This is a genomic window from Enterobacter sp. HK-058-C-ECC (assembly GCF_047531125.1).
GTDB lineage: Bacteria > Pseudomonadota > Gammaproteobacteria > Enterobacterales > Enterobacteriaceae > Enterobacter > Enterobacter quasiroggenkampii.
Map to the genome: position 1 here is coordinate 95,656 of NZ_JBLKCH010000008.1, position 23,563 is coordinate 119,218.

Consider the following 23,563-nt stretch of genomic DNA (forward strand, 5'->3'; position numbering starts at 1 on the left):
AGGTAATTTAGTCAACTATTAGGCCAAAGCTATGATCCGTATTTCCGATTCTGCACAAGCGCACTTTGCCAAACTGCTGGCAAATCAGGAAGAAGGGACGCAGATCCGCGTGTTTGTGATTAATCCAGGCACTCCGAATGCAGAATGTGGTGTTTCTTATTGTCCTCCGGACGCTGTGGAAGCCACCGACACTGCCCTTAAATTTGAACAGCTCACCGCCTATGTTGATGAGCTGAGCGCACCGTATCTTGAAGATGCGGAGATCGACTTCGTCACCGATCAGCTGGGTTCTCAGCTGACCCTGAAAGCGCCGAACGCGAAAATGCGTAAAGTGTCTGACGATGCCCCGCTGATGGAGCGCGTTGAGTATCTGCTGCAATCCCAGATCAACCCACAGCTGGCTGGCCACGGCGGCCGTGTTTCCCTGATGGAAATCACCGACGAAGGTTTTGCCATTCTGCAGTTTGGCGGCGGTTGTAACGGTTGTTCAATGGTCGATGTCACCCTGAAAGAAGGGATCGAGAAGCAGCTGCTGAACGAGTTCCCGGAACTGAAAGGCGTGCGTGACCTGACCGAACACCAGCGCGGCGAGCACTCCTACTACTGATTCAGTGCCCGTCTGTATTGCCCGGTGGCGCGACGCTTACCGGGCCTACAAAACCCTGTCCCCCCTCTTCGTTCCCCTCTATATGTTGACCTGCGTCTCATAATTCACATTTTGCCTTCCAGGGTGATTCTCAATCACGCCATGTTACCCGTATCATTCTCATGGGCACTAAACACACTCATAACAGCCGACTAAACTTAATCGTTTAAAAGGCATCAGTATTAGTGCCGTTACTTCTCTGTTCCCAGTTGGGACAATCGGAATTTGTCGTTGAAACAATGACGTTACCCATAACAATTCAAAGGCCAGGTAAATCATGCCATTAGTCATCGTTGCTATCGGTGTTGTGTTATTACTGCTCTTGATGATCCGCTTCAAAATGAACGGATTTATCGCTCTGGTTCTGGTGGCGCTTGCAGTCGGTCTGATGCAGGGGATGCCGCTGGTGAAAGTTATCAGCTCGATTAAAGCCGGTGTCGGCGGCACGCTCGGCAGCCTGGCGTTGATCATGGGCTTCGGCGCCATGCTCGGTAAAATGCTGGCGGACTGCGGTGGCGCCCAGCGTATTGCCACCACGCTTATCGACAAATTTGGTAAGAAGAACATTCAGTGGGCAGTGGTGTTAACCGGCTTTACCGTCGGTTTCGCGCTGTTCTATGAAGTGGGCTTCGTATTGATGCTGCCGCTGGTGTTCACCATTGCGGCTGCCGCGAGCATCCCGCTGCTGTATGTCGGTGTGCCTATGGCCGCGGCGCTGTCCGTGACCCACGGCTTCCTGCCGCCGCACCCGGGTCCAACCGCTATCGCGACTATCTTCCACGCGGATATGGGTAAAACCCTGCTGTTCGGTACGATTCTGGCGATCCCGACGGTGATTCTGGCAGGTCCGGTTTATGCCCGCTTCCTGAAAGGCATTGATAAGCCTATCCCGGAAGGTCTGTACAGCGCCAAAACCTTCGCCGAAGAAGAGATGCCTGGCTTTGGCGTCAGCGTCTGGACCTCTCTGGTACCGGTGATCCTGATGGCGATGCGCGCCGTGGCAGAGATGATCCTGCCGAAAGGTCATGCGTTCCTGTCCGTGGCGGAATTCCTGGGTGACCCGGTGATGGCAACGCTGATTGCCGTGCTGATCGCGATGTTCACCTTCGGTCTGAACCGTGGCCGCTCCATGGATCAGATCAACGACACGCTGACCTCTTCCATCAAAATCATTGCCATGATGCTCCTGATCATCGGCGGTGGCGGTGCCTTCAAGCAGGTTCTGGTCGACAGCGGCGTGGACAAATACATCGCCGCGATGATGCATGAAACCAACGTGTCGCCGCTTCTGATGGCCTGGTCTATTGCCGCAGTTCTGCGTATTGCGCTGGGCTCCGCGACCGTTGCGGCGATCACCGCCGGCGGCATCGTTGCGCCGTTGATTGCCACCACGGGCGTGAGCCCTGAGCTGATGGTTATCGCCGTCGGTTCCGGTAGCGTGATTTTCTCTCACGTTAACGACCCGGGCTTCTGGCTGTTCAAGGAGTACTTCAACCTGACGATCGGTGAAACCATCAAGTCCTGGTCCGCGCTGGAAACCATTATTTCGGTGTGCGGTCTGGTCGGGGTGCTGCTGCTGAATATGGTGGTCTGATGCCCTAAGTCGGGTGGCGGCTACGCCTTACCCGACCTACATGAGCACTACCGGATAATAAAAAACCCGCCACTGGCGGGTTTTTTTATTACTTCTTCCCGGCAGCTTTTCGCCGCTTATCCAAATCCTTAATCAGCCTGTTCACCCCGTCATCGGCAAACATCGCCTCAAGCGTGGTGGACAGCTTGCGACGCCAGTTCTTGTACTGATAGCTGGTGCCCGGGATGTTCACCGGCTCCGCCATATCAATCCAGTCTTCCGGCTGCAGGCCCAGCAGGGCGCTATTGCTGTCGGCAATGTAACGCTGCAAACCACGGTTGAGCGTGGAGGTCATGGACATCAGCGACGCCTTATGCCCGGCACGTTTTGGCAGACAGCCCTGCTTGTGCAGCGCATCCAGCAGCCCCTGTTTGGAGAGTTCGCGATCCTGATACAGGCCGCGTAACACCTCTTCATCAGGATACAGGCCCAGCGTTTTGCCAAGGGTCAGATCGCCGCTTTCCCAATAGCCACGAAGCGTAGGAAGGTCATGCGTCGTCGCGACTGCCATTGACTGTTCAGGGTACGCTTGCGGCGCGCGGAAGGTTTTCTCATGGTCGTTTTCAAAATAGAGCACTTTATAGGAGTAGACGCCGCTGTCGCGGAGCTTGCTGACAATTTCCACCGGCACGGTACCGAGATCTTCGCCGATCACCATGCACTGATGACGCTTGCTTTCCAGAGCCAGGATCGACAGCAGATCGTCAACCGGATACTGCACGTACGCCCCATGATCCGCCGTTTCACCGTACGGGATCCACCACAGGCGCAGCACGGACATCACGTGGTCGATACGCAGCGCGCCGCAGTTCTGCATGTTCGCGCGCAGCAGGTCGATGAACGGCTCGTAGGCGCGCGCCGCCATGACGTGCGGATCCATCGGCGGTAATCCCCAGTTCTGGCCGAGCGGCCCCAGGATATCCGGTGGTGCCCCCACGGAGGCCTTCAGGCAGTAAAGCTCACGGTCACACCAGGTTTCCGCGCCGCCTTCCGCCACGCCCACGGCCAGGTCACGGTACAGGCCAATCGGCATTTTATAGCCCTGGCTCACCTGCCAGCAGGCGGCAAACTGGCTGTACGCCAGCCACTGCAGCCACAGGTAGAAGTCCACTTCATCGGCATATTTTTTACAGAACGCTTTCACTTCCGGCGTGTCGACGGATTGATACGCTTCAGGCCAGACCGGCCAGCCCCAGCGCATTTCGTCCTCTTTCACCTGATACGCATGCAGCGCATCAAACGCCGCCTGCCAGTACAGGCTCTCGCCCTCCTGCGTCACGAACTGGCGGAACGCCGCCATCTGCTCGTCATCGCGCTGCGAAAAGCCTTTCCACGCCAGGCGCAGCGCGGCCATTTTCAGCGCCGTGACGGTGGAGTAATCCACCCAGTCGGCTTCGCGCGCCTGCTTCAGCGCCTGCTGCGTGGTGCTGAGTTTCCACCAGGCCTGCGCCTCCTGGCTGTTTTTGAAATCATCTAAGGCGTTAACGTCAATATAAATCACGTTCAGCCAGCGACGGGAAGACGGGCTGTACGGGCTGGCGCTCTCCGGGTTGGCCGGATAGAGCGCGTGGATCGGGTTGAGGCCGATAAACGCGCCGCCGCGCTCGCCCACGGATGCCAGCATGTTCTTCAGATCGCCAAAATCACCGATGCCCCAGTTGCTGTCGGAACGCAGCGTATAGAGCTGCACGCAGGCACCCCACAGCTTTTTGCCTTCAAGCAGCGCCTGCGGCTCGTAGCAGCGTTTTGGCGCGACGATCACCCGGCAGTGGAAACGCCGATCGTCCTGGGTGAGCGTCAGGGTGTGATAGCCCTCCGGCAGCTTCGCCGGAAGGTTTAACGTTTTGCCGCCGGTGACGTGGCCTTTATGCTGATGCCCCTCTTCGGTCGTGAGCAGCCAGCTAAACTCGCCACGTCCCTCCACCGCGAGCGGCATCTTTTTGCCTGCAGTGAATACCTTCACGTTCGGCACCGGCGCAGCCGACGCTTTCGCGTCGGTTTTGTGCATAGCGTCCAGCAAACGTCTTTTGGTGTCGGCGCCAATAGACTGTGGTTTGCCGTGAGCATTAATGTAACTGAGGCTAATTCCCGCCGCCTGCGCGGCACTGTCCAGACGTTTACTCTCCATCGCGCTTCCTTAGCGTTTTGCCTGCCAGATACGGGCCTGATAATCACGGATTGAGCGGTCAGAGCTGAACATACCGCAGCGCGCGGTGTTCAGGATGCACGCGCGGGTCCACGCTTCCTGGTCGCGATACAGCACATCGACCTGTTTTTGCGCTTCAACGTAGGCCGTGAAGTCCGCCATCACCAGATACGGGTCACCGCCGTGTTTGTCCATGCTGTGCAGCATCTGGTCAAACGCGTGCTTGTCGCCGTCGCTGTATTTGCCGCTCTCCAGCTCCTTCAGCACCGCGTCCAGCACTTTGTCTTTCTTACGCCACTTCACCGGGTCGTAGCCTTTGGCCTTGATGGCTTTCACCTCTTCCACGGTGTGGCCGAAGATAAAGATATTCTCTTCGCCCACCTTCTCGGCGATTTCGACATTGGCCCCGTCGAGCGTGCCGACGGTCAGCGCGCCGTTCAGCGCCAGCTTCATGTTGCCGGTACCGGAGGCTTCTTTCCCTGCGGTTGAGATCTGCTCGGAGATATCTGCCGCCGGGATCAGCATTTCAGCCGCCGAGACGCAGTAATCCGGCAGGAACACCACCTTCAGCTTGTCGCCCACTTTCGGATCGCTGTTGATCGCCGCCGCCACTTTATTGATGGCGAGGATGATGTTTTTCGCCAGATAGTAGCCCGGGGCCGCTTTCGCACCGAACAGGAACACGCGCGGGACGCGATCGGCCTGCGGGTTCTCGCGGATCTCTTTGTACAGCGCCAGAATGTGCAGCAGGTTCAGGTGCTGGCGTTTGTACTCGTGCAGACGTTTGATCTGAATATCGAAAATCGCATTCGGGTTGATCTCAATCCCGGTACGCACTTTCACAAACTCCGCCAGGCGAACCTTGTTCTCCAGCTTGATCGCCCGGTACTGCTCGCGGAATGTCGCGTCATCAGCGTATTTTTCCAGGTTGATGAGCTGGTCCAGATCGTTGGCCCACTCTTTCTTCAGGGTCTTGTCCAGCAGGCCCGCCAGCAGTGGGTTGCACTGCTTGATCCAGCGACGCGGCGTGATGCCATTGGTCACGTTGTGGAATTTGGTTGGCCACAGCTGGTGGTATTCCGGGAACAGATCTTTGACCACCAGATCCGAGTGCAGCGCCGCCACGCCGTTGACCGCAAAGCCGCTCACCACGCACATGTTCGCCATGCGTACCTGCTTATCATGAACCACCGCCAGCTTCGCCCAGACCGCCTTGTTGCCCGGCCAGGTCTTGTCCACGAGCTTTTTAAACTGGTCGTTAATCTTGTTGATGATCTGCATGTGGCGCGGCAGCAGCGTTTTCACCAGCTTCTCATCCCAGCACTCCAGCGCTTCTGGCATCAGCGTGTGGTTGGTGTAGGCAAAGGTACGGCTGGTAATGGCCCAGGCGTCGTCCCAGCTCAGCTGATGCTCGTCGATCAGCACGCGCAGCAGTTCCGGGATGGCAATGGTCGGGTGCGTGTCGTTGAGCTGAATCACTTCGAAGTCCGGCAGCTGCGCCAGCTTGCGGCCCGCCAGGTGATGGCGACGCAGAATGTCCGCCACGGAGCAGGCGCACTGGAAGTACTGCTGCATCAGGCGCAGCTTTTTACCGGCCAGGTGGTTGTCGTTCGGATAGAGGACTTTGGTCAGCTTCTCGGCGTCGATGCCCTGCTGCTCGGCCCGCAGGAAATCGCCGTCGTTGAATTTAGTCAGGTTAAACGGGTGGGCGTGTTTCGCCTGCCACAGACGCAGCGGCTGCGCCACGCCGTTACGGTAGCCAAGCACCGGCAGATCCCAGGCTTCGCCGGTGATGGTGAACGCCGGTTCCCAGAGACCTTGTTTCGTCACTTTCCCGCCAATGCCAACCTGCACGTCAAGCTGCGCGTTATGGCGGAACCACGGATAGGTATTGCGATGCCAGTCGTCCGGCGCTTCCATCTGGTGGCCGTCAGCAAACGACTGACGGAACAGGCCGTACTGGTAGTTCAGGCCGTAGCCAATCGCCGACTGGCCGACGGTCGCCATGGAGTCAAGGAAGCAGGCCGCCAGGCGTCCCAGGCCGCCGTTGCCCAGCGCCGGGTCAATCTCTTCTTCCAGCAGGTCGGTCAGGTTAATGTCGTGTTCTTTAAGGACGTCACCGACCTCCTGATACCAGCCGAGGTTCAACAGGTTGTTGCCCGTCAGACGGCCAATCAGGAATTCCATTGAAATGTAGTTTACATGGCGCTGGCCTTTTACCGGTTTTGCCAGGGGTCGAGCATCCAGCTGCTCTGCGAGCGCACCGCTCACTGCCTGCCACCACTGGTGAGGCGTCATCTCGTTTGCAGCATGAAGGCCAAAACGCTGCCACTGACGCGTCAGGGCAGCCTGGAATTGAGCTTTGTTGAAGGTAGGCTGTGACATAGGGGATCGGCATCCTTTAGAAAGAAAACACAAGTTGGCGCTAGTGTGCCTGGCTCATTTCCCCTCTTCCTCCTCCCGAGGGGGATTAGACAGGGAGGAGTAGCGGGGATGAGCAGAAAAGTGTGATCAAGGCCACTCTCAGAGCATAGTTCGAGTGTGCCCGGAAGATAAAAAAGTAACCGAGGAGAATGTCAAAGAAATGAAATGCGGTTTCGGGTGAAATTAAACCCCGCCGAAATAATTACTTACGTAGAATAATATTTCGGCAATCGGGAAATCGCTAAGGAGATTATTAATCTCCCTTAACTTTACCAGAAGTATATTAAATTCGACGTCACTATCCCTTTCTGAAACCAGTTTCAGCGCAGCCACAGCACAGCCATACAAGCCAGCATTGACGGGGCATCAAAGACCTTTTCAGAAAGTTCCCTCCTTTGCCTGAATGTTTTGTGACAGAGTGCAAATTCACAGCCACCAAATCCAGACATAACTTGCAATAGTTAACTTATTGGCCGACCTTATAACCATTAATTACGAAGCGCAAAAAAAATAAAATCTCTCGTTCCCCACAGTGAAGTGAAACCTATGTTGATTCCGTCTAAATTAAGTCGCCCGGTTCGTCTTGACCACACAGTGGTCCGCGAGCGTCTGTTGGCTAAACTTTCCGGCGCGCATAATTTCCGACTGGCGCTGGTTACGAGCCCTGCAGGTTATGGAAAAACAACGCTCATTTCGCAATGGGCCGCAGGTAAGAGCGATCTTGGCTGGTACTCTCTTGATGAGGGCGATAACCAGCAGGAGCGTTTTGCCAGCTATCTGATTGCCGCGATACAGCAAGCCACCCATGGACACTGCGTTGCCAGTGAGGTGATGGTGCAAAAGCGCCAGTACGCCAGCCTGTCCTCCCTTTTCTCTCAGCTGTTTATCGAACTGGCTGAATGGCATCGCCCGCTTTACGTGGTGATTGATGATTACCATCTCATCACTAACCCGGTGATTCATGAATCAATGCGTTTCTTCCTGCGCCATCAGCCGGAAAACCTGACGTTAGTGGTGCTGTCACGCAACCTGCCGCAGTTGGGTATTGCCAACCTGCGCGTGCGCGATCAGCTTCTGGAAGTGGGTAGCCAGCAGCTGGCCTTTACCCACCAGGAAGCAAAACAGTTCTTTGACTGCCGCCTGACCTCACCCATTGAGGCCGCTGAAAGCAGCCGCCTGTGTGATGACGTCGCGGGCTGGGCCACGGCGCTGCAGCTCATCGCCCTCTCTGCCCGGCAAAACAACAGTCCAGCCCATCAGTCAGCGCGGCGTCTGGCTGGCATCAACGCCAGCCACCTCTCTGATTACCTGGTGGACGAGGTGCTGAACAGTGTCGATCCCTCGACGCGTAATTTCCTGCTGAAAAGCTCGCTGCTGCGCTCCATGAACGATGCCCTCATCGTGCGGGTGACGGGCTGTGAAAACGGTCAGCTGCAGCTCGAAGAAATTGAACGTCAGGGCCTTTTCCTGACGCGCATGGACGATCCCGGCGAGTGGTTTAGCTATCATCCGCTGTTTGGTAGCTTCCTGCGCCAGCGCTGTCAGTGGGAGCTGGCGGTTGAACTGCCGGAGATCCACCGCGCCGCTGCCGAAAGCTGGATGGCACAGGGCTTCCCGAGCGAGGCCATCCACCACGCGCTCGCTGCCGGGGATGCCAGCATGCTGCGCGATATCCTCCTCAATCATGCGTGGGGCCTGTTTAACCACAGCGAGCTGACGCTGCTGGAAGAGTCCCTCAAAGCCCTGCCGTGGGAAAGCCTGCTGGAGAATCCGCGTCTGGTGCTGCTGCAGGCCTGGCTGATGCAGAGCCAGCATCGCTACAGCGAAGTGAACACCCTGCTGGCGCGTGCCGAGCAGGAGATGGAAAGCGAGATGGATACCACCCTGCACGGCGAGTTCAACGCGCTGCGCGCTCAGGTGGCCATTAACGATGGCGACCCGGACGAAGCGGAACGGCTGGCGATGGTCGCGCTGGATGAACTGCCGCTGGCCAACTTCTACAGCCGCATCGTGGCGACCTCCGTACACGGCGAAGTGCTGCACTGCAAAGGTGACCTCACGCGTTCGCTTTCACTGATGCAACAAACCGAACAGATGGCGCGTCGTCATGATGTCTGGCACTACGCGCTGTGGAGCCTGATCCAGCAGAGCGAGATTTTATTCGCGCAGGGGTTCCTGCAGGCTGCCTGGGAAAACCAGGAAAAAGCGTTCCAGCTGATTCGTGAACAGCACCTGGAACAGTTGCCGATGCACGAGTTCCTGTTGCGTATTCGCGCTCAGCTGCTGTGGGCATGGTCGCGTCTGGATGAAGCAGAAAGCTGCGCCCGCCAGGGTGTGGATGTTCTTTCCAGCTTCCAGCCTCAGCAGCAGCTGCAGTGTCTGGCGCTGCTGGTGCAGTGCTCGCTGGCGCGCGGCGATCTCGATAACGCCCGCAACCATCTTAACCGCCTGGAAAACCTGCTCGGCAACGGTCAGTATCATAGTGACTGGGTGTCAAACGCCGATAAGGTCCGGGTGATTTACTGGCAGATGACCGGCGATAAAAAATCCGCCGCCAACTGGCTGCGTCAGACGCCAAAACCGGAATTTGCCAACAACCACTTCCTGCAGAGCCAGTGGCGCAACATTGCCCGCGCGCAGATCCTGCTCGGTGAATTAGAGCCTGCTGAGATTGTGCTGGAAGAGCTGAACGAGAACGCGCGCAGCCTGCGCCTGATGAGCGATCTGAACCGCAACCTGCTGCTGCAGAACCAGCTCTACTGGCAGGCGGGTCGTAAAAACGATGCCCAGCGCGTGCTGCTGGAGGCGCTACAGCTGGCAAACCGCACCGGGTTTATCAGCCACTTTGTTATTGAAGGTGAAGTGATGGCCCAGCAGCTGCGTCAGCTTATTCAGCTCAACACGCTGCCGGAGCTGGATCAACATCGCGCCCAGCGCATTCTGCGCGAGATTAACCAGCATCATCGGCACAAGTTCGCGCATTTTGATGAGAACTTCGTTGAACGTCTGCTGAACCACCCGGAAGTGCCGGAGCTTATCCGCACCAGCCCGCTCACCCAGCGCGAATGGCAGGTTCTGGGGCTGATCTATTCAGGCTACAGCAACGAGCAGATTGCCGGCGAGCTGGCGGTGGCGGCGACCACCATCAAAACGCATATCCGCAACCTGTACCAGAAGCTGGGCGTGGCGCATCGTCAGGATGCGGTACAGCATGCACAGCAGCTGTTGAAGATGATGGGGTACGGAGTGTAATTCATTGCCCGGCGGCGCTACGCTTGCACGGGCCTACGGGTGTTGTAGGTCGGGTAAGCGCAGCGCCACCCGACACAACCGTTAGCACAATTCCAGCTGCAAATTATTATCTTTAATTACCTGCATCACGCCCGCCGGCGGCATCACGTCGGTATAGACTGCATCCACCATGCTGATGCTGCCCATGTTCACCATCGCGTTTCGGCCAAACTTCGAATGATCCACCACCAGCATCACGTGGCGCGAGTTTTCAATGATCGCGCGCTTGGTGCGCACCTCGTGGTAATCAAATTCCAGCAGCGAGCCGTCGCTGTCGATGCCGCTGATCCCCAGAATGCCGAAGTCGAGGCGGAACTGAGAGATAAAATCGAGGGTGGCTTCGCCAATAATTCCGCCGTCGCGGCTGCGCAGCTCCCCACCCGCGAGGATGATGCGGAAATCGTCTTTCTGCATCAGGGTGTTAGCCACGTTCAGGTTGTTGGTGACCACACGCAGGTTCTCATGATCCAGCAGCGCATGGGCGACCGCTTCCGGCGTGGTGCCGATATCAATAAACAGCGTCGCCCCGTTTGGGATCTGGCTGGCGACCTTGCGGGCAATACGCTCTTTCTCCGCCGTCTGCGTGGCTTTACGGTCGTGCCAGGAGGTGTTAACCGAGCTGGACGGCAGCGCCGCGCCACCGTGGTGGCGAAGAATACGGTTCTGATCGGCCAGGTCGTTCAGGTCACGACGGATGGTTTGTGGGCTGACGGCAAACTGCTCCACCAGCTCTTCGGTGCTGACGTATCCCTGTTTTTTTACCAGTTCGATAATGGCGTCATGACGTTGTGTTTGTTTCATCAATTATCCCTGAGAATTATGTTCGTTTTCGCGCATGGAGCGTGTCGGCAAAGGCCATCGCCAGCCCCACGGCCAGCCCGGCGACGTGCGCACCGTTGGCGATAGACATACCAAACAGATCAAACCATCCGGCAATTAGCCATATTAACGCAAAGGTTATTAATCCGCGTTGCAGATAGATGCCACTTTCCGGGTCGCGCTCCCCGCGAAGCCAGACGTAGCCCATCAGGGCATACACGACACCCGACAGCCCGCCGAACCACGGCCCGCTGAACTTGTGCTGCACGTAGCCGCTTAACAGGGCGCTGATGATGGTGATAACGATCAGCTTGCCGCTGCCCAGACGCTTTTCAACGGCACCGCCGAGATACCACCACCAGAGCAGGTTAAAGAGGATATGCATCACCGAGAAGTGCATCAGCGCGTGGCTAAAGTAGCGCCAGACGTCAAACTCAAGAGACGGGTCATAGGGCCACGCCAGGGCAATCATTACGCTCTGGTCGCCGACCACGTTCATGATAATGAAGACAATGATGCAGGCCGCCATCAGCAGCAGCGTAAACGGGCCCGCGCGCTCGCGAATGGTGGCGAGGAAGGGAAAGCGGCTGTAGTGCAATCCGCTGCCGGTCTGGCCGGATTGCCAGCTGGCCGCGAGATAGCGCGGGTCGCCAGGGTTCTCAAGAAAACGCGCCAGCTCCTCGTTTACCCGCCCGGCCTGGCTCTCATCGGCCAGCCAGACGTCGGTCTGCGTATGTTGCTGAATAGTCAGAATAACGCCCTGCGTCGCCATATAGTCGACAAACGCCTGGGCGACGCGCGGGTTGGTAAAAGAGGTGATCATCAACATGGGCAGCGGTCGCTTATTTCCACACAAAAGGGGACAGTATAGCGGGATCAGCGCTCAAAAGCGTATTCCACTTCCGCCGGGAAATGACGATGCCAGGCATCGAAACCGCCGTCGACGCTGTAAACCGCGTCGTAACCCTGCTGAAGCAGGTACTGCGCCGCGCCTTTGCTGCTGTTGCCGTGATAGCACATGACCATCACCGGCGTGTCGAAGTCGTTATCGCGCATAAACGCGCCCAGCGTGTCGTTGGTGAGATGGAAAGCGCCCGGCGTATGACCCATCGCAAAACTCTGCGGATCGCGGATGTCCACCAGCACCGCTTTTCCCTGGTGCATCTTCTGGTGGGCTTCTTCTACGTTAATACATTCAAACTGATCCATGGTGTTCTCTTTACAGTGGTCAACGACAAGATTTTACCCCGTAGTGTACGTCCTGGCGGCGGGTAAACGCCATTATGTTATCCATATCACTCTAAATTGTTTTTTTGATGTTACCAAAAGCGCGTTCCTTTGCTATTATGAGCGATATCGAACATTTCTGAGCTTTAACGAAAGTGCATGAGGGTGTTATGGAAACCAAAGATCTGATTGTGATAGGCGGTGGCATCAACGGTGCCGGTATTGCGGTCGATGCCGCAGGACGCGGTTTATCCGTACTGATGCTGGAAGCTAACGATCTCGCCTGCGCGACGTCGTCCGCCAGCTCCAAACTGATTCACGGTGGCCTGCGCTACCTGGAACACTACGAATTCCGCCTGGTCAGTGAAGCGCTGGCCGAACGTGAAGTGCTGCTGAAAATGGCCCCGCATCTGGCGATTCCGATGCGCTTCCGCCTGCCCCATCGCCCGCATCTGCGTCCGGCGTGGATGATCCGAATTGGTCTGTTTATGTACGATCATCTGGGTAAACGCACCAGCCTCCCGGGTTCGAAAGGTTTGCGTTTTGGCTCAGAATCGGTCCTTAAGCCTGAAATCGTGCGCGGATTCGAATATTCCGACTGCTGGGTGGACGATGCCCGCCTGGTGCTGGCGAACGCGCAGATGGTTGAGAAGAAAGGCGGCGAGGTGAAAACCCGCACCCGCGCAACCGCTGCCCGTCGTGAAAACGGCCTGTGGATTGTCGAGGCGGAAGATATCGATACCGGCGAGAAATTCAGCTGGAAAGCGCGCGGCCTGGTGAACGCCACCGGCCCGTGGGTGAAACAGTTCTTTGACGAGGGCATGCATCTGCCTTCCCCGTACGGCATCCGCCTGATCAAAGGCAGCCACATTGTGGTGCCGCGCGTGCATACCCAGAAGCAGGCGTACATTCTACAGAACGAAGACAAGCGCATCGTGTTTGTGATCCCGTGGATGGACGAATTCTCGATCATCGGCACCACCGACGTGGAGTACAAAGGCGATCCGAAGAACGTTGAGATTGATGAGAGCGAAGTGAACTACCTGCTTAAAGTGTATAACGCGCACTTTAAGAAACAGCTGTCGCGCGACGACGTGGTCTGGACTTACTCCGGCGTGCGTCCGCTGTGCGATGACGAATCTGATTCACCGCAGGCCATCACCCGCGACTATACGCTCGATATTCACGACGTTGACGGTCAGGCGCCGCTGCTGTCCGTGTTTGGCGGCAAGCTCACCACCTACCGCAAGCTGGCCGAGCACGCGCTGGAAAAACTGGCGCCGTACTACAAAGGCATTGGCCCGGCATGGACCAAGGGCGCGGTACTGCCCGGCGGTGATATCGGCGATAACCGCGATGATTACGCCGCGAAGCTGCGCCGTCGCTTCCCGTTCATCACCGAAGGGATGGCGCGCCACTATGCCCGCACCTACGGCAGCAATACCGAGCTGTTCCTGGGCGATGCGAAGGACATTGCGGATCTGGGCGAGCATTTCGGCCACGAGCTGTACGAAGCCGAGCTGCGTTACCTGGTTGAGCACGAGTGGGTGCGTCGTCTGGACGATGCTATCTGGCGCCGTACCAAAGAAGGGATGTGGCTCAACGCCGAACAGCAGTCTCGCGTGGCGCAGTGGTTACTGCAACATGCGGGAAAGCGTGAGCTGTCGCTGGCGTCCTGATGTGAAAAAATGCCCGGTGGCGCTACGCTTACCGGGCCTACGGGATCAACCAGGCCGGGTAAGGCGAAGCCGCCACCCGGGTTTGGTTTTACAACCTCACCGGATCAATATGCCAGATCGTCTCGGCATACTCCTTGATGGTCCTGTCTGACGAGAAATAGCCCATATTGGCGATGTTGTACATCGCGGCGCTGGTCCATTTCTCCGGCTGGCGATACAGCTCGTCCACCTTGTCCTGACAGTCCACGTAGCTACGGTAATCCGCCAGCACCTGGTAGTGATCGCCAAAGTTAATCAGCGAATCCACCAGATCGCGGTAGCGGCTCGGTTCATCAGGGCTAAACACGCCGGTCGCGATCTGCGTCAGCACCTGACGCAACTCTTCATCCTCTTCGTAATATTGACGCGGCGAGTAGCCTTTCCTGCGCAGCGCCTCCACCTCTTCCGTCGTATTACCGAAGATAAAGATATTGTCTTCGCCCACGTGCTCCAGCATCTCGACGTTCGCCCCATCCAGCGTGCCGATGGTCAGCGCGCCGTTGAGGGCAAACTTCATGTTACTGGTGCCGGATGCCTCCGTCCCCGCCGTGGAAATCTGTTCAGAGAGATCCGCCGCCGGGATGATCAGCTGCGCCAGGCTGACGCTGTAGTTCGGAATGAACACCACCTTCAACTTGTCGCCAATATCCGGATCCTGGTTAACCACCTTCGCCACGTCGTTGATGAGATGAATAATGTGCTTCGCCATGTAGTAGGCCGACGCCGCCTTACCGGCGAAGATCTTCACGCGCGGCACCCATTCGGCCGTCGGATCGGCCTTGATGCGGTTGTAATGGGTGATTACGTGTAGCACGTTCATCAGCTGACGCTTGTATTCATGGATGCGTTTGATCTGAACGTCGAACAGCGCTTTCGGGTTTGCCACCACGTTGAGGTGCATCGCCAGCCAGACCGCCAGACGTTTTTTGTTCAGCAGCTTGGCTTCGCGCACGGCTTTGTTCACCGTCGGGAAATCAATATGCTGTTCCAGCTCGCTCAGCTGGCTCAAATCGGTACGCCAGGTGCGGCCGATATTCTCGTCCAGTACCTCAGAGAGCGGCTGGTTGGCCAGCGCCAGCCAGCGGCGCGGGGTGACGCCGTTGGTCACGTTGCAGAACCGCGTCGGGAAGATCTTCGCGAAGTCCGCAAACAGCGACTGCACCATCAGGTTCGAGTGGAGCTCTGACACGCCGTTGACCTTATGGCTGATGACAACCGCCAGCCAGGCCATGCGCACGCGACGACCGTTCGACTCATCAATGATGGACGCGCGGCTCAGCAGGCCGGTATCGTTCGGATACTGCTCCTGCAGCGTCTTGAGGAAGTAGTCGTTAATCTCAAAGATAATCTGCAGATGGCGCGGCAGGATTTTGCCGAGCATGTCCACCGGCCACGTCTCCAGCGCTTCGCTCATCAGCGTGTGGTTGGTGTAGGAGAACACCTGACAAGTCACCTCAAAGGCGTCATCCCAGCTGAACTTATGCTCGTCGATCAGCAGGCGCATCAGCTCCGGAATAGAGAGCACCGGGTGGGTGTCATTAAGGTGGATCGCGGTTTTCTCCGCCAGGTTGGCGTAGGTTTTGTGCAGCTGATGGTGACGGCTAAGGATGTCCTGAATGGTCGCCGAAACGAGGAAGTACTCCTGACGCAGACGCAGCTCGCGGCCTGAGTAGGTCGAGTCATCCGGGTACAGCACGCGGGACACGTTCTCGGAGTGGTTTTTATCCTCCACCGCCGCGAAGTAGTCACCCTGGTTAAATTTACCGAGGTTAATTTCGCTACTGGCCTGGGCGCTCCACAGGCGCAGCGTGTTGGTGGCGTCAGTGTCGTAGCCGGGGATAATCTGGTCGTAGGCCACGGCCAGGATCTCTTCCGTTTCCACCCAGCGGGATTTTTTCCCTTCCTGCTGAATACGTCCGCCAAAGCGCACCTTGTAGCGCGTGTTGTGGCGCTTGAACTCCCACGGGTTGCCGTACTCCAGCCAGTAGTCCGGGGACTCTTTCTGACGCCCGTCGACGATGTTCTGCTTGAACATGCCGTAATCGTAGCGAATACCGTAGCCGCGGCCCGGCAGCGCCAGCGTCGCCAGCGAGTCGAGGAAGCAGGCGGCGAGACGTCCCAGACCGCCGTTACCGAGGCCCGGGTCGTTCTCTTCGTCGATCAGTTCTTCTAAATCTAACCCCATCTCTTCCAGTGCGGTTTTGACGTCGTCATAAATACCGAGCGACAACAGCGCATTGGACAGCGTGCGGCCAATCAAAAATTCCATCGACAGGTAGTAAACCTGACGCGTCTCCTGCGAGAGCTGGGCGCGGTTTGAGCGCAGCCAGCGTTCAACTAAGCGGTCACGCACGGCAAACAGGGTGGCGTTCAGCCACTCGTGCTTGTTGGCAATAACCGGATCTTTCCCGATGGTGAACATCAGCTTGTAGGCGATGGAGTGCTTTAACGCCTCAACGCTGAGCGTGGGTGAAGAGTAGCTAAATGGAGCGTTCATATCAGTAACTTCGCCTCGTTACATCAAGCGTTGATAGAGATCGCGGTATGACTGCGCCGCGACATGCCAGCTAAAGTCCATGGACATCGCCTGACGTTGTACATAACGCCACAGCGATGGACGGGACCACAAGACGAAAGCACGCCGAATCGCCCGAAGCAGCGACCAGGCATTACTGTCCTCAAAGACAAATCCGCTGGCGATACCGTCCGCCAGGTTTTCCAGAGAGCTGTCGGATACGGTATCCGCCAGTCCGCCCGTGCGGCGTACCAGCGGCAGGGTGCCGTATTTCAGGCCGTACAGCTGCGTCAGGCCGCAGGGTTCGAAACGGCTTGGCACCAGAATGACATCCGCGCCACCCATGATGCGGTGCGAGAACGCTTCGTGGTAGCCAATCTGTACGCCTACCTGCCCCGGATGTTCCGCGGCGGCGGCAAGGAAGCCTTCCTGCAGCACCGGGTCGCCCGCGCCGAGCAGCGCCAGCTGTCCGCCCTGCTCCAGTAAACCGGGCAGCGCCTCCAGCACCAGATCCAGCCCTTTCTGGCTGGTCAGGCGGCTCACGACGGCGAACAGCGGCACTTTGTCGTTCACCTTCAGGCCCATCGCAATCTGCAGCTGGCGTTTGTTCTCCGCTTTGTCCTCCACGGAATCACGACCGTAGCGCGCCGCCAGCAGGAGATCGGTTTCCGGGCTCCAGATTTGTTCATCCACGCCGTTCAGGATGCCCGACAGGCGGCCTTCGCGATGGCGCTGCTGCAGCAACCCTTCCATGCCGTAGCCAAACGCCGGCTGGGTGATCTCACGCGCGTAGGTTGGACTCACCGCCGTGATGTGATCGGCGTAGTACAGCCCCGCCTTCAGGAACGAGATCTGCCCGTTAAACTCCAGACCGTGCATGTTAAAGAACGACCATGGCAGATCGATGTCATTCATGTGATGGGCGTAGTACATCCCCTGATACGCCAGGTTATGCACGGTAAAGACCGATTTCGCCGGGTGGCCGCGCGCGGCGAGATACGCCGGAGCAAGCCCGGCGTGCCAGTCGTGCGCGTGCACCACATCCGGACGCCAGAACGGATCCAGCCCCGTCGCCATTTCGGCGCCGACCCAGCCGAGCAGCGCAAAGCGCAGCACGTTGTCGGTGTAGGCGAACAGGTTCGTATCGTGATACGGGCTACCCGGGCGATCGTATAAATGCGGCGCGTCGATCAGGTAAATCCCTACGCCATTGTAATGTCCAAACAGCAGGGTAATGCGTCCGGCAAACGTTTCACGGCGGGTCACCACTTTCGCATCAGGTATACCGCGCCGGATATCCGGAAAGGCGGGCAGCAGGACGCGGGTATCCACGCCTCCGGCGATTTGCGCCGCCGGTAATGCGCCAAGCACATCTGCCAGTCCGCCCGTTTTTAATAACGGGAACATCTCAGAACATACGTGTAAAACCTGCATCATCGCTCCTGTTTGATCTGCAGCTTCCGCAACATTTCCCGTGTGACTAACACGATCCCCTCTTCCGAACGGTAGAAACGACGCGCGTCTTCTTCCGCATTCTCCCCAATAACCATCCCTTCAGGGATGACGCAGGCACGGTCGATCACGCAACGACGCAGACGACACGAGCGCCCTACCCAGACATCCGGCAACAAGACTGCCGAATCGATATTACAGAATGAATTTATCCGCACGCGCGGGAACAGCACCGACTGCACCACGACCGAACCGGAGATAATGCACCCGCCGGACACCAGCGAGTTCAGCGTCATACCGTGGCTGCCGGAGCGGTCCTGGACGAACTTGGCCGGCGGCAGCGACTCCATATGGGTACGAATCGGCCAGTTCTGGTCGTACATATCCAGTTCAGGCGTGACCGATGCCAGATCGAGGTTCGCTTTCCAGTACGCTTCCAGCGTGCCCACATCGCGCCAGTAGGGTTCCGCATTCGGGTCGGACTGCACGCAGGACAGCGGGAAAGGATGTGCATACGCCATGCCAGCTTTCGTGATTTTCGGAATGATGTCTTTACCGAAGTCGTGGCTGGAGTTTTCGTCTTTGTCGTCTTCTTCCAGCAGCTCATAAAGATAATCTGCGTCAAAGACATAGATCCCCATGCTGGCGAGTGATTTGGTGTCATCGCCAGGCATGGTTGGCGGGTTCGCCGGTTTTTCAACGAAGTCGATAATTTTGTCGTCCGCATCCACGTGCATGACGCCAAACGCCGTCGCTTCAGCAACGGGCACAGGCAGACACGCCACGGTGCAGCGCGCCCCTTTTTCGACGTGGTCGATCAGCATGTGGGAGTAATCTTGCTTGTAGATGTGGTCCCCGGCGAGGATCACGATGTATTCCGCGTTGTAGCGACGAATGATGTCGAGGTTCTGGGTCACCGCATCCGCTGTCCCGCGATACCAGTTCTCGCCGTGGACGCGTTGCTGCGCAGGAAGGAGATCGACAAACTCGTTCATCTCTTCGCTGAAAAAAGACCAGCCGCGCTGGATATGCTGAACCAGCGTGTGCGACTGATACTGCGTAATGACGCCGATGCGGCGAATGCCCGAGTTCAGGCAGTTGGAGAGCGCAAAGTCGATGATACGGAACTTACCACCAAAGTGAACAGCCGGTTTGGCGCGCTTGATGGTCAAATCTTTCAGACGGGTACCACGCCCGCCCGCAAGTATCAGGGCAACCGTTTTTAATGGTAGCTGGCGTGCCAACATTAAGGGATCGTTCTTCTCTAATCTAACCATGACTAACTCCTTTTTTATCATCTTTGGAATACGCACACTCCGTGCGCAGGCCCGTGCCAGACAGCCATTACTACCGGATTATCCGCTCCGGCAAAGGGAGGAACGGCGCGCCATTCCCCTTCAGGTAAAACAATCTCTGCGACGTCATCCGTCGCGTTCAGCGTGACCAGCCATTTATCCGACAGCAGGATTTGCAGGCGTGGTACGCCGTGTTGCCACTCTTGCGCGCTTAACGGTTGCGCGTCTTTATTCAGCCAGCGAACGTTGCCGTCGCCCTCTTCCCACCAGCTGTTGGCAGTCAGCGCGGGGATCTGCTGGCGAAGATGGATCAGCGCAGCGGTAAAATGAATCAGCCCGCTGTTGGCTTCACCCCAGTCGAGCCAGGTTAAGGTGTTGTCCTGGCAATAGGCGTTGTTGTTACCGTGCTGGCTATGACCATGCTCGTCGCCTGCCAGCAGCATCGGCGTGCCCTGCGACAGTAAAAGCGTTGTCAGCAGCGCATGAACGCTGGCGCGTCGCCGCTCTATCACATCCAGACTTCCGCCTAACCCTTCTATACCATGATTGAAGCTATGGTTATTGTTAGTGCCATCGCGATTCTCTTCGCCGTTCGCCTCATTGTGTTTCTGATTGAAACAAACGCAGTCCCTGAGCGTAAAACCGTCGTGCGCCGTCAACAGATTGACGGTGGCCGACGGGCGTTTGCCGTCGCGCTTAAAGAGATCGCTCGACGCGGCAAAGCGCCCGGCAAATTCCCCCAGCGACAGGTTCCGCTCCAGCCAGAAGCGGCGCACGGCGTCGCGGTAGTGGTCGTTCCACTCGGCAAACAGCGGCGGGAAATTCCCGACCTGATAACCGCCTTCACCGATGTCCCACGGCTCGGCAATGAGCTTCACCTGCGAGAGCACCGGGCAGTTTTTTATCGCCTCAAACAGCGGCGCCTGCTGGCTGAACGCCGGCGTGCGCCCCATCACCGGCGCCAGGTCGAAACGAAAACCGTCGACGTGGTACGTCTCTACCCAGTATTTCAGGCATTCATACGCAAAATGCGTGACCGCCGGATGGCTGAGGTTGAGCGTGTTGCCGCAGCCGGTCCAGTTCTCGTAATCGCCATCCTGCCTGATCCAATAATAGCTACGGTTATCAATTCCGCGCATGGAGAGCGTCGGGCCGTCGAGATCGCTTTCTGCGCTGTGGTTCAGTACCACGTCCAGAATGACCTCAATGCCCGCCGCGTGGAGCGCCTTCACCGCATCGCGGAACTCGTCCCGCGCCTTTTCCGGATGAACTGCATAGCGCGGTTCGAGCGCGAACATCGCCAGCGGGTTGTAGCCCCAGTAGTTGCTTAGCCCCAGCCGCTGCAGGCGCGGCTCGCTGGCAAAATGGGCGACGGGGAGCAGTTCCAGGGCGGTGATGCCGAGGTGTTTCAGGTAGGCGATCATGGTGGGATGCCCGAGCGCCTTGTAGGTGCCGCGCATCTCTTTGGGGATCGACGGATGCAGGTAGGTCAGCCCTTTGACGTGGGCTTCATAAATAACCGTATTGCCCCACGGCGTGTGCGGCGGGGCATCGTCTTCCCAGTCATAAAGATCGTTCACCACCACGCTTTTTGGCGCGACGGGCGCGCTGTCGCGGTGGTCAGGCTCGCCGTAGCCCACGTGGAAGAGCGGGTCATCTTTAAATTCGCCGTCCACGCGGTGCGCGCACGGATCAATCAACAGCTTCGCCGGATTAAACCAGTGCCCCTGCGCGGGCTCCCACGGACCGTGAACGCGAAAGCCGTAGTGCATACCGGGCCGCCCTCCGGCCAGGTAGCCGTGCCAGGTATCCCCCGTGCGCGCGGGTAAATCGTAACGGTGCTCGTTACCTTCCCCGTCAAACACGCACAGTTCTACCCGCTCGGCGTGAGCGGAAAAGAGGGTGAAATTGACCCCCTTTCCGTCAAAACGCGCCCCGAGCGGTTCGGGTTTACCTGCCGTAAGCTGCGTCATTCGCCCTCCCGCATCAGCCAGATGGTGCCAAGCGGCGGCAGCGTCAGGCTCAGGGAGTTGGGTCGCCCGTGGCTTTCAATGGCGTCGCTCTGTACCAGCCCACCGTTACCGGCGTTGCTGCCGTGGTAGTGCATCGAGTCGGTATTCAGAATTTCACGCCATTTGCCCGGCTGGTTAATGCCGAAGCGGTAGTGTTCACGCGGCACCGGGGTGAAGTTGCTGGCGACGATGATCTCGTTACCCGCCTTGTCACGACGCACAAAGACAAACACCGAGCGCTCATGGTCGTCCACTACCAGCCATTCAAAGCCGTACGGATCGAAGTCGAGCTCGTGCAGCGCTTTGTGGTGGCGATAGGTCAGGTTCAGATCGCGTACCAGACGCTGCACCCCGTGGTGCCAGTTGTCGCCGCCTTCCAGCAGATGCCAGTCGAGGCTGGCGTCATGGTTCCACTCGCGCCCCTGGGCGAACTCATTGCCCATGAACAGCAGTTTCTTGCCCGGGAAGGCAAACATCCAGCCGTAATAGGCGCGCAGGTTGGCAAACTTCTGCCACGCGTCGCCCGGCATGCGGTCGAGAATCGATTTTTTACCGTGTACCACCTCATCGTGCGACAGCGGCAGCATGAAGTTTTCGGTGTAGTTGTAGAGCATCCCGAACGTCAGCTTATCGTGATGATACTTACGGTGAACCGGATCCAGCTTCATGTAATCGAGCGTGTCGTGCATCCAGCCCAGGTTCCACTTATACCAGAACCCCAGGCCGCCCAATGACGGCGGACGGGAGACGCCCGCAAAGTCGGTGGACTCTTCCGCCATGGTCACGGCACCGTCCACCTGCTCGCCGATAATGCGGTTGGTATTACGCAGGAATTCAATCGCTTCCAGGTTTTCGCGGCCGCCAAACTCGTTCGGGATCCACTCCCCCTCTTTGCGGCTGTAGTCGCGGTAGATCATCGACGCCACCGCATCCACGCGCAGGGCATCGATGCCAAACCGCTCGATCCAGTACAGGGCATTCCCGACCAGGTAGTTTGAGACCTCACGGCGACCGTAGTTGTAGATCAGCGTGTTCCAGTCCTGGTGATAGCCTTCGCGCGGATCGCTGTGCTCGTACAGCTTCGTACCGTCAAACTCTGCCAGCGCGAAATCATCCGCCGGGAAATGGCCCGGCACCCAGTCGAGGATGACGTTCAGCCCGGCGGCGTGCGCGGCATCAATGAAATAGCGGAAGTCGTCGCGGGTGCCGAAGCGGCGGGTCGGCGCATACAGCCCGGTGGGCTGATAGCCCCAGCTGCCGTCGAAAGGGTGCTCGTTGACCGGCAGCAGCTCCAGGTGGGTAAAGCCCATCCATTTGGCGTACGGGACCAGCTGGTCGGCAAGCTCCCGGTAGCTGAGCCAGAAGTTGTTATCGGTGTGGCGACGCCATGAGCCGAGATGGACTTCATAGACGGAGATCGGCGCATCAAAGCGGTTAGCCTGTTTACGCTCCTCCGTCTGAACGACCTTCTCCGGCAGGCCGCAGATCAGCGACGCGGTATCCGGACGCATCTGCGCTTCGAAGGCATACGGGTCGGCTTTAATGCGCAGCTTGCCGCGGGCGTCAATCATCTCGAATTTATAAAGCTGCCCGTGGTGCGCCCCGGGGATAAACAGCTCCCAGATGCCGGTTTCCCGACGCAGGCGCATCGGGTGGCGGCGGCCATCCCAGTAGTTGAACTGGCCGACAACGGAGACACGCTGGGCATTGGGCGCCCACACGGAGAACCGCGTGCCGGTAATGCCGTCCATGGTATCGGCATGGGCACCCAGCGTTTCATAAGGGCGAAGATGCGTCCCTTCGGAGAGCAGCCAGGCATCCATCTCTTTAAGCAGAGGGCCAAAGCTGTAGGGATCGTCAATCAGGTTTTGCTGACCGTGCCAGAGAACGGCGAGCTGATAGCGAAAAGGATTTTTACGACGGGGCATCACGCCCGAGAAGAAGCCACGGGAATCGAGGCATTCAAGGTTACCGACCTTGCGGCCGGTTTTGGGTTCAATCACCCAGACTTCTGTGGCATCCGGTAACAGTGCCCGAACTTCCAGACCGGCCTCAGTACGGTGCATCCCAAGCACAGAAAAGGGGTCAGCGAAATGACCCGCAATAAGCGCATTAATCACGTCTCTATCCACACGATCGGACATGGTATTCATCCTGTTTTTTATGTCGTCCTTTTTAAGCGCTCCGGGACGACTTTTAATGTGACCTGAACGGGACAGCACAAAAATGTGCATCCATTCTGCTCCGCTCGAACCTCAGGTAAGAAATGACTCTTCCTTAAAGCATAGCCAACGCTCTAGATGACTCCTGATAAAAAATAAGACATACGCGTGTTACTCCATGTAGTACGCAAAAAAAAGGGGTGAAAATCACCCCTGGTATTTA

General features: G+C 57.7%; 14 protein-coding genes. 4 read left to right on the forward strand and 10 right to left on the reverse strand.

All coding sequences use genetic code 11. The features are described 5' to 3' along the window. Positions 1-31 precede the first annotated feature (31 nt). Together nfuA and gntT are read left to right on the forward strand one after the other, a co-directional pair. The gene (gene nfuA / locus ACMWJS_RS16380; protein ID WP_008503055.1) at positions 32-607 is read left to right on the forward strand and encodes a Fe-S biogenesis protein NfuA; all 576 of its coding nucleotides are present in this window, start codon (positions 32-34) and stop codon (positions 605-607) included. A gap of 316 nt (positions 608-923) precedes the next feature. Next, complete coding sequence (gntT, locus tag ACMWJS_RS16385; RefSeq protein WP_262810909.1) at positions 924-2,240, forward strand: gluconate transporter; 1,317 nt, start codon at positions 924-926, stop codon at positions 2,238-2,240. 88 nt (positions 2,241-2,328) lie between these two features. Here gntT and malQ read toward each other — a convergent pair whose 3' ends face one another. Further along, the gene (malQ, locus tag ACMWJS_RS16390; protein ID WP_414747312.1) at positions 2,329-4,407 is read right to left on the reverse strand and encodes a 4-alpha-glucanotransferase; all 2,079 of its coding nucleotides are present in this window, start codon (positions 4,405-4,407) and stop codon (positions 2,329-2,331) included. 9 nt (positions 4,408-4,416) lie between these two features. Continuing rightward, positions 4,417-6,810, reverse strand: a complete 2,394-nt coding sequence (gene malP, locus ACMWJS_RS16395) for a maltodextrin phosphorylase (RefSeq protein WP_414747313.1) — start codon at positions 6,808-6,810, stop codon at positions 4,417-4,419. A gap of 585 nt (positions 6,811-7,395) precedes the next feature. Here malP and malT point away from each other — a divergent pair. Beyond that, positions 7,396-10,101 carry an HTH-type transcriptional regulator MalT gene (gene malT / locus ACMWJS_RS16400; protein WP_045909015.1) on the forward strand — a complete coding sequence of 902 codons (2,706 nt, stop codon included), beginning with the start codon at positions 7,396-7,398 and terminating at the stop codon, positions 10,099-10,101. An 81-nt stretch (positions 10,102-10,182) separates the two neighbouring features. Here the strand turns inward: malT and ACMWJS_RS16405 are convergent, their stop codons facing one another. From ACMWJS_RS16405 to glpE, 3 genes are read right to left on the reverse strand one after another with little or no spacing between them, the layout of a single operon-like run. Then, positions 10,183-10,941 carry a DeoR/GlpR family transcriptional regulator gene (locus tag ACMWJS_RS16405; protein WP_008503060.1) on the reverse strand — a complete coding sequence of 253 codons (759 nt, stop codon included), beginning with the start codon at positions 10,939-10,941 and terminating at the stop codon, positions 10,183-10,185. Positions 10,942-10,957: 16 nt separating this feature from the next. Then, a complete protein-coding gene (gene glpG / locus ACMWJS_RS16410; protein ID WP_028015659.1) occupies positions 10,958-11,788 on the reverse strand; it encodes a rhomboid family intramembrane serine protease GlpG in 831 nt (276 codons plus the stop codon). A gap of 47 nt (positions 11,789-11,835) precedes the next feature. Further along, on the reverse strand, positions 11,836-12,168 hold the full coding sequence (gene glpE / locus ACMWJS_RS16415; protein WP_008503062.1) for a thiosulfate sulfurtransferase GlpE: 333 nt from the start codon (positions 12,166-12,168) through the stop codon (positions 11,836-11,838). A 188-nt stretch (positions 12,169-12,356) separates the two neighbouring features. Here glpE and glpD point away from each other — a divergent pair, with 188 nt between their 5' ends. Beyond that, positions 12,357-13,865: a glycerol-3-phosphate dehydrogenase gene (gene glpD, locus ACMWJS_RS16420; protein ID WP_234085105.1), complete on the forward strand. Its 1,509-nt coding sequence runs from the start codon at positions 12,357-12,359 to the stop codon at positions 13,863-13,865. Between the two features lie 88 nt (positions 13,866-13,953). Here the strand turns inward: glpD and glgP are convergent, their stop codons facing one another. Genes glgP through glgB form a run of 5 tightly spaced genes read right to left on the reverse strand, consistent with a single transcriptional unit; the run spans position 13,954 to position 23,322 of the window. Next, a complete protein-coding gene (gene glgP / locus ACMWJS_RS16425; RefSeq protein WP_025910282.1) occupies positions 13,954-16,401 on the reverse strand; it encodes a glycogen phosphorylase in 2,448 nt (815 codons plus the stop codon). Between the two features lie 18 nt (positions 16,402-16,419). Next, on the reverse strand, positions 16,420-17,853 hold the full coding sequence (glgA, locus tag ACMWJS_RS16430) for a glycogen synthase GlgA (protein ID WP_008503065.1): 1,434 nt from the start codon (positions 17,851-17,853) through the stop codon (positions 16,420-16,422). Beyond that, positions 17,853-19,148, reverse strand: coding sequence for a glucose-1-phosphate adenylyltransferase (gene glgC / locus ACMWJS_RS16435; protein WP_008503066.1), 1,296 nt, complete (start codon positions 19,146-19,148; stop codon positions 17,853-17,855). The genes glgA and glgC overlap by 1 nt, the downstream gene beginning before the upstream one ends. A gap of 17 nt (positions 19,149-19,165) precedes the next feature. Next, entirely contained in the window at positions 19,166-21,139 is a 1,974-nt protein-coding gene (gene glgX / locus ACMWJS_RS16440) for a glycogen debranching protein GlgX (RefSeq protein ID WP_414747314.1), read from the reverse strand. Next, on the reverse strand, positions 21,136-23,322 hold the full coding sequence (gene glgB, locus ACMWJS_RS16445; protein WP_414747315.1) for a 1,4-alpha-glucan branching enzyme: 2,187 nt from the start codon (positions 23,320-23,322) through the stop codon (positions 21,136-21,138). The genes glgX and glgB overlap by 4 nt, the downstream gene beginning before the upstream one ends. Positions 23,323-23,563 lie beyond the last annotated feature (241 nt).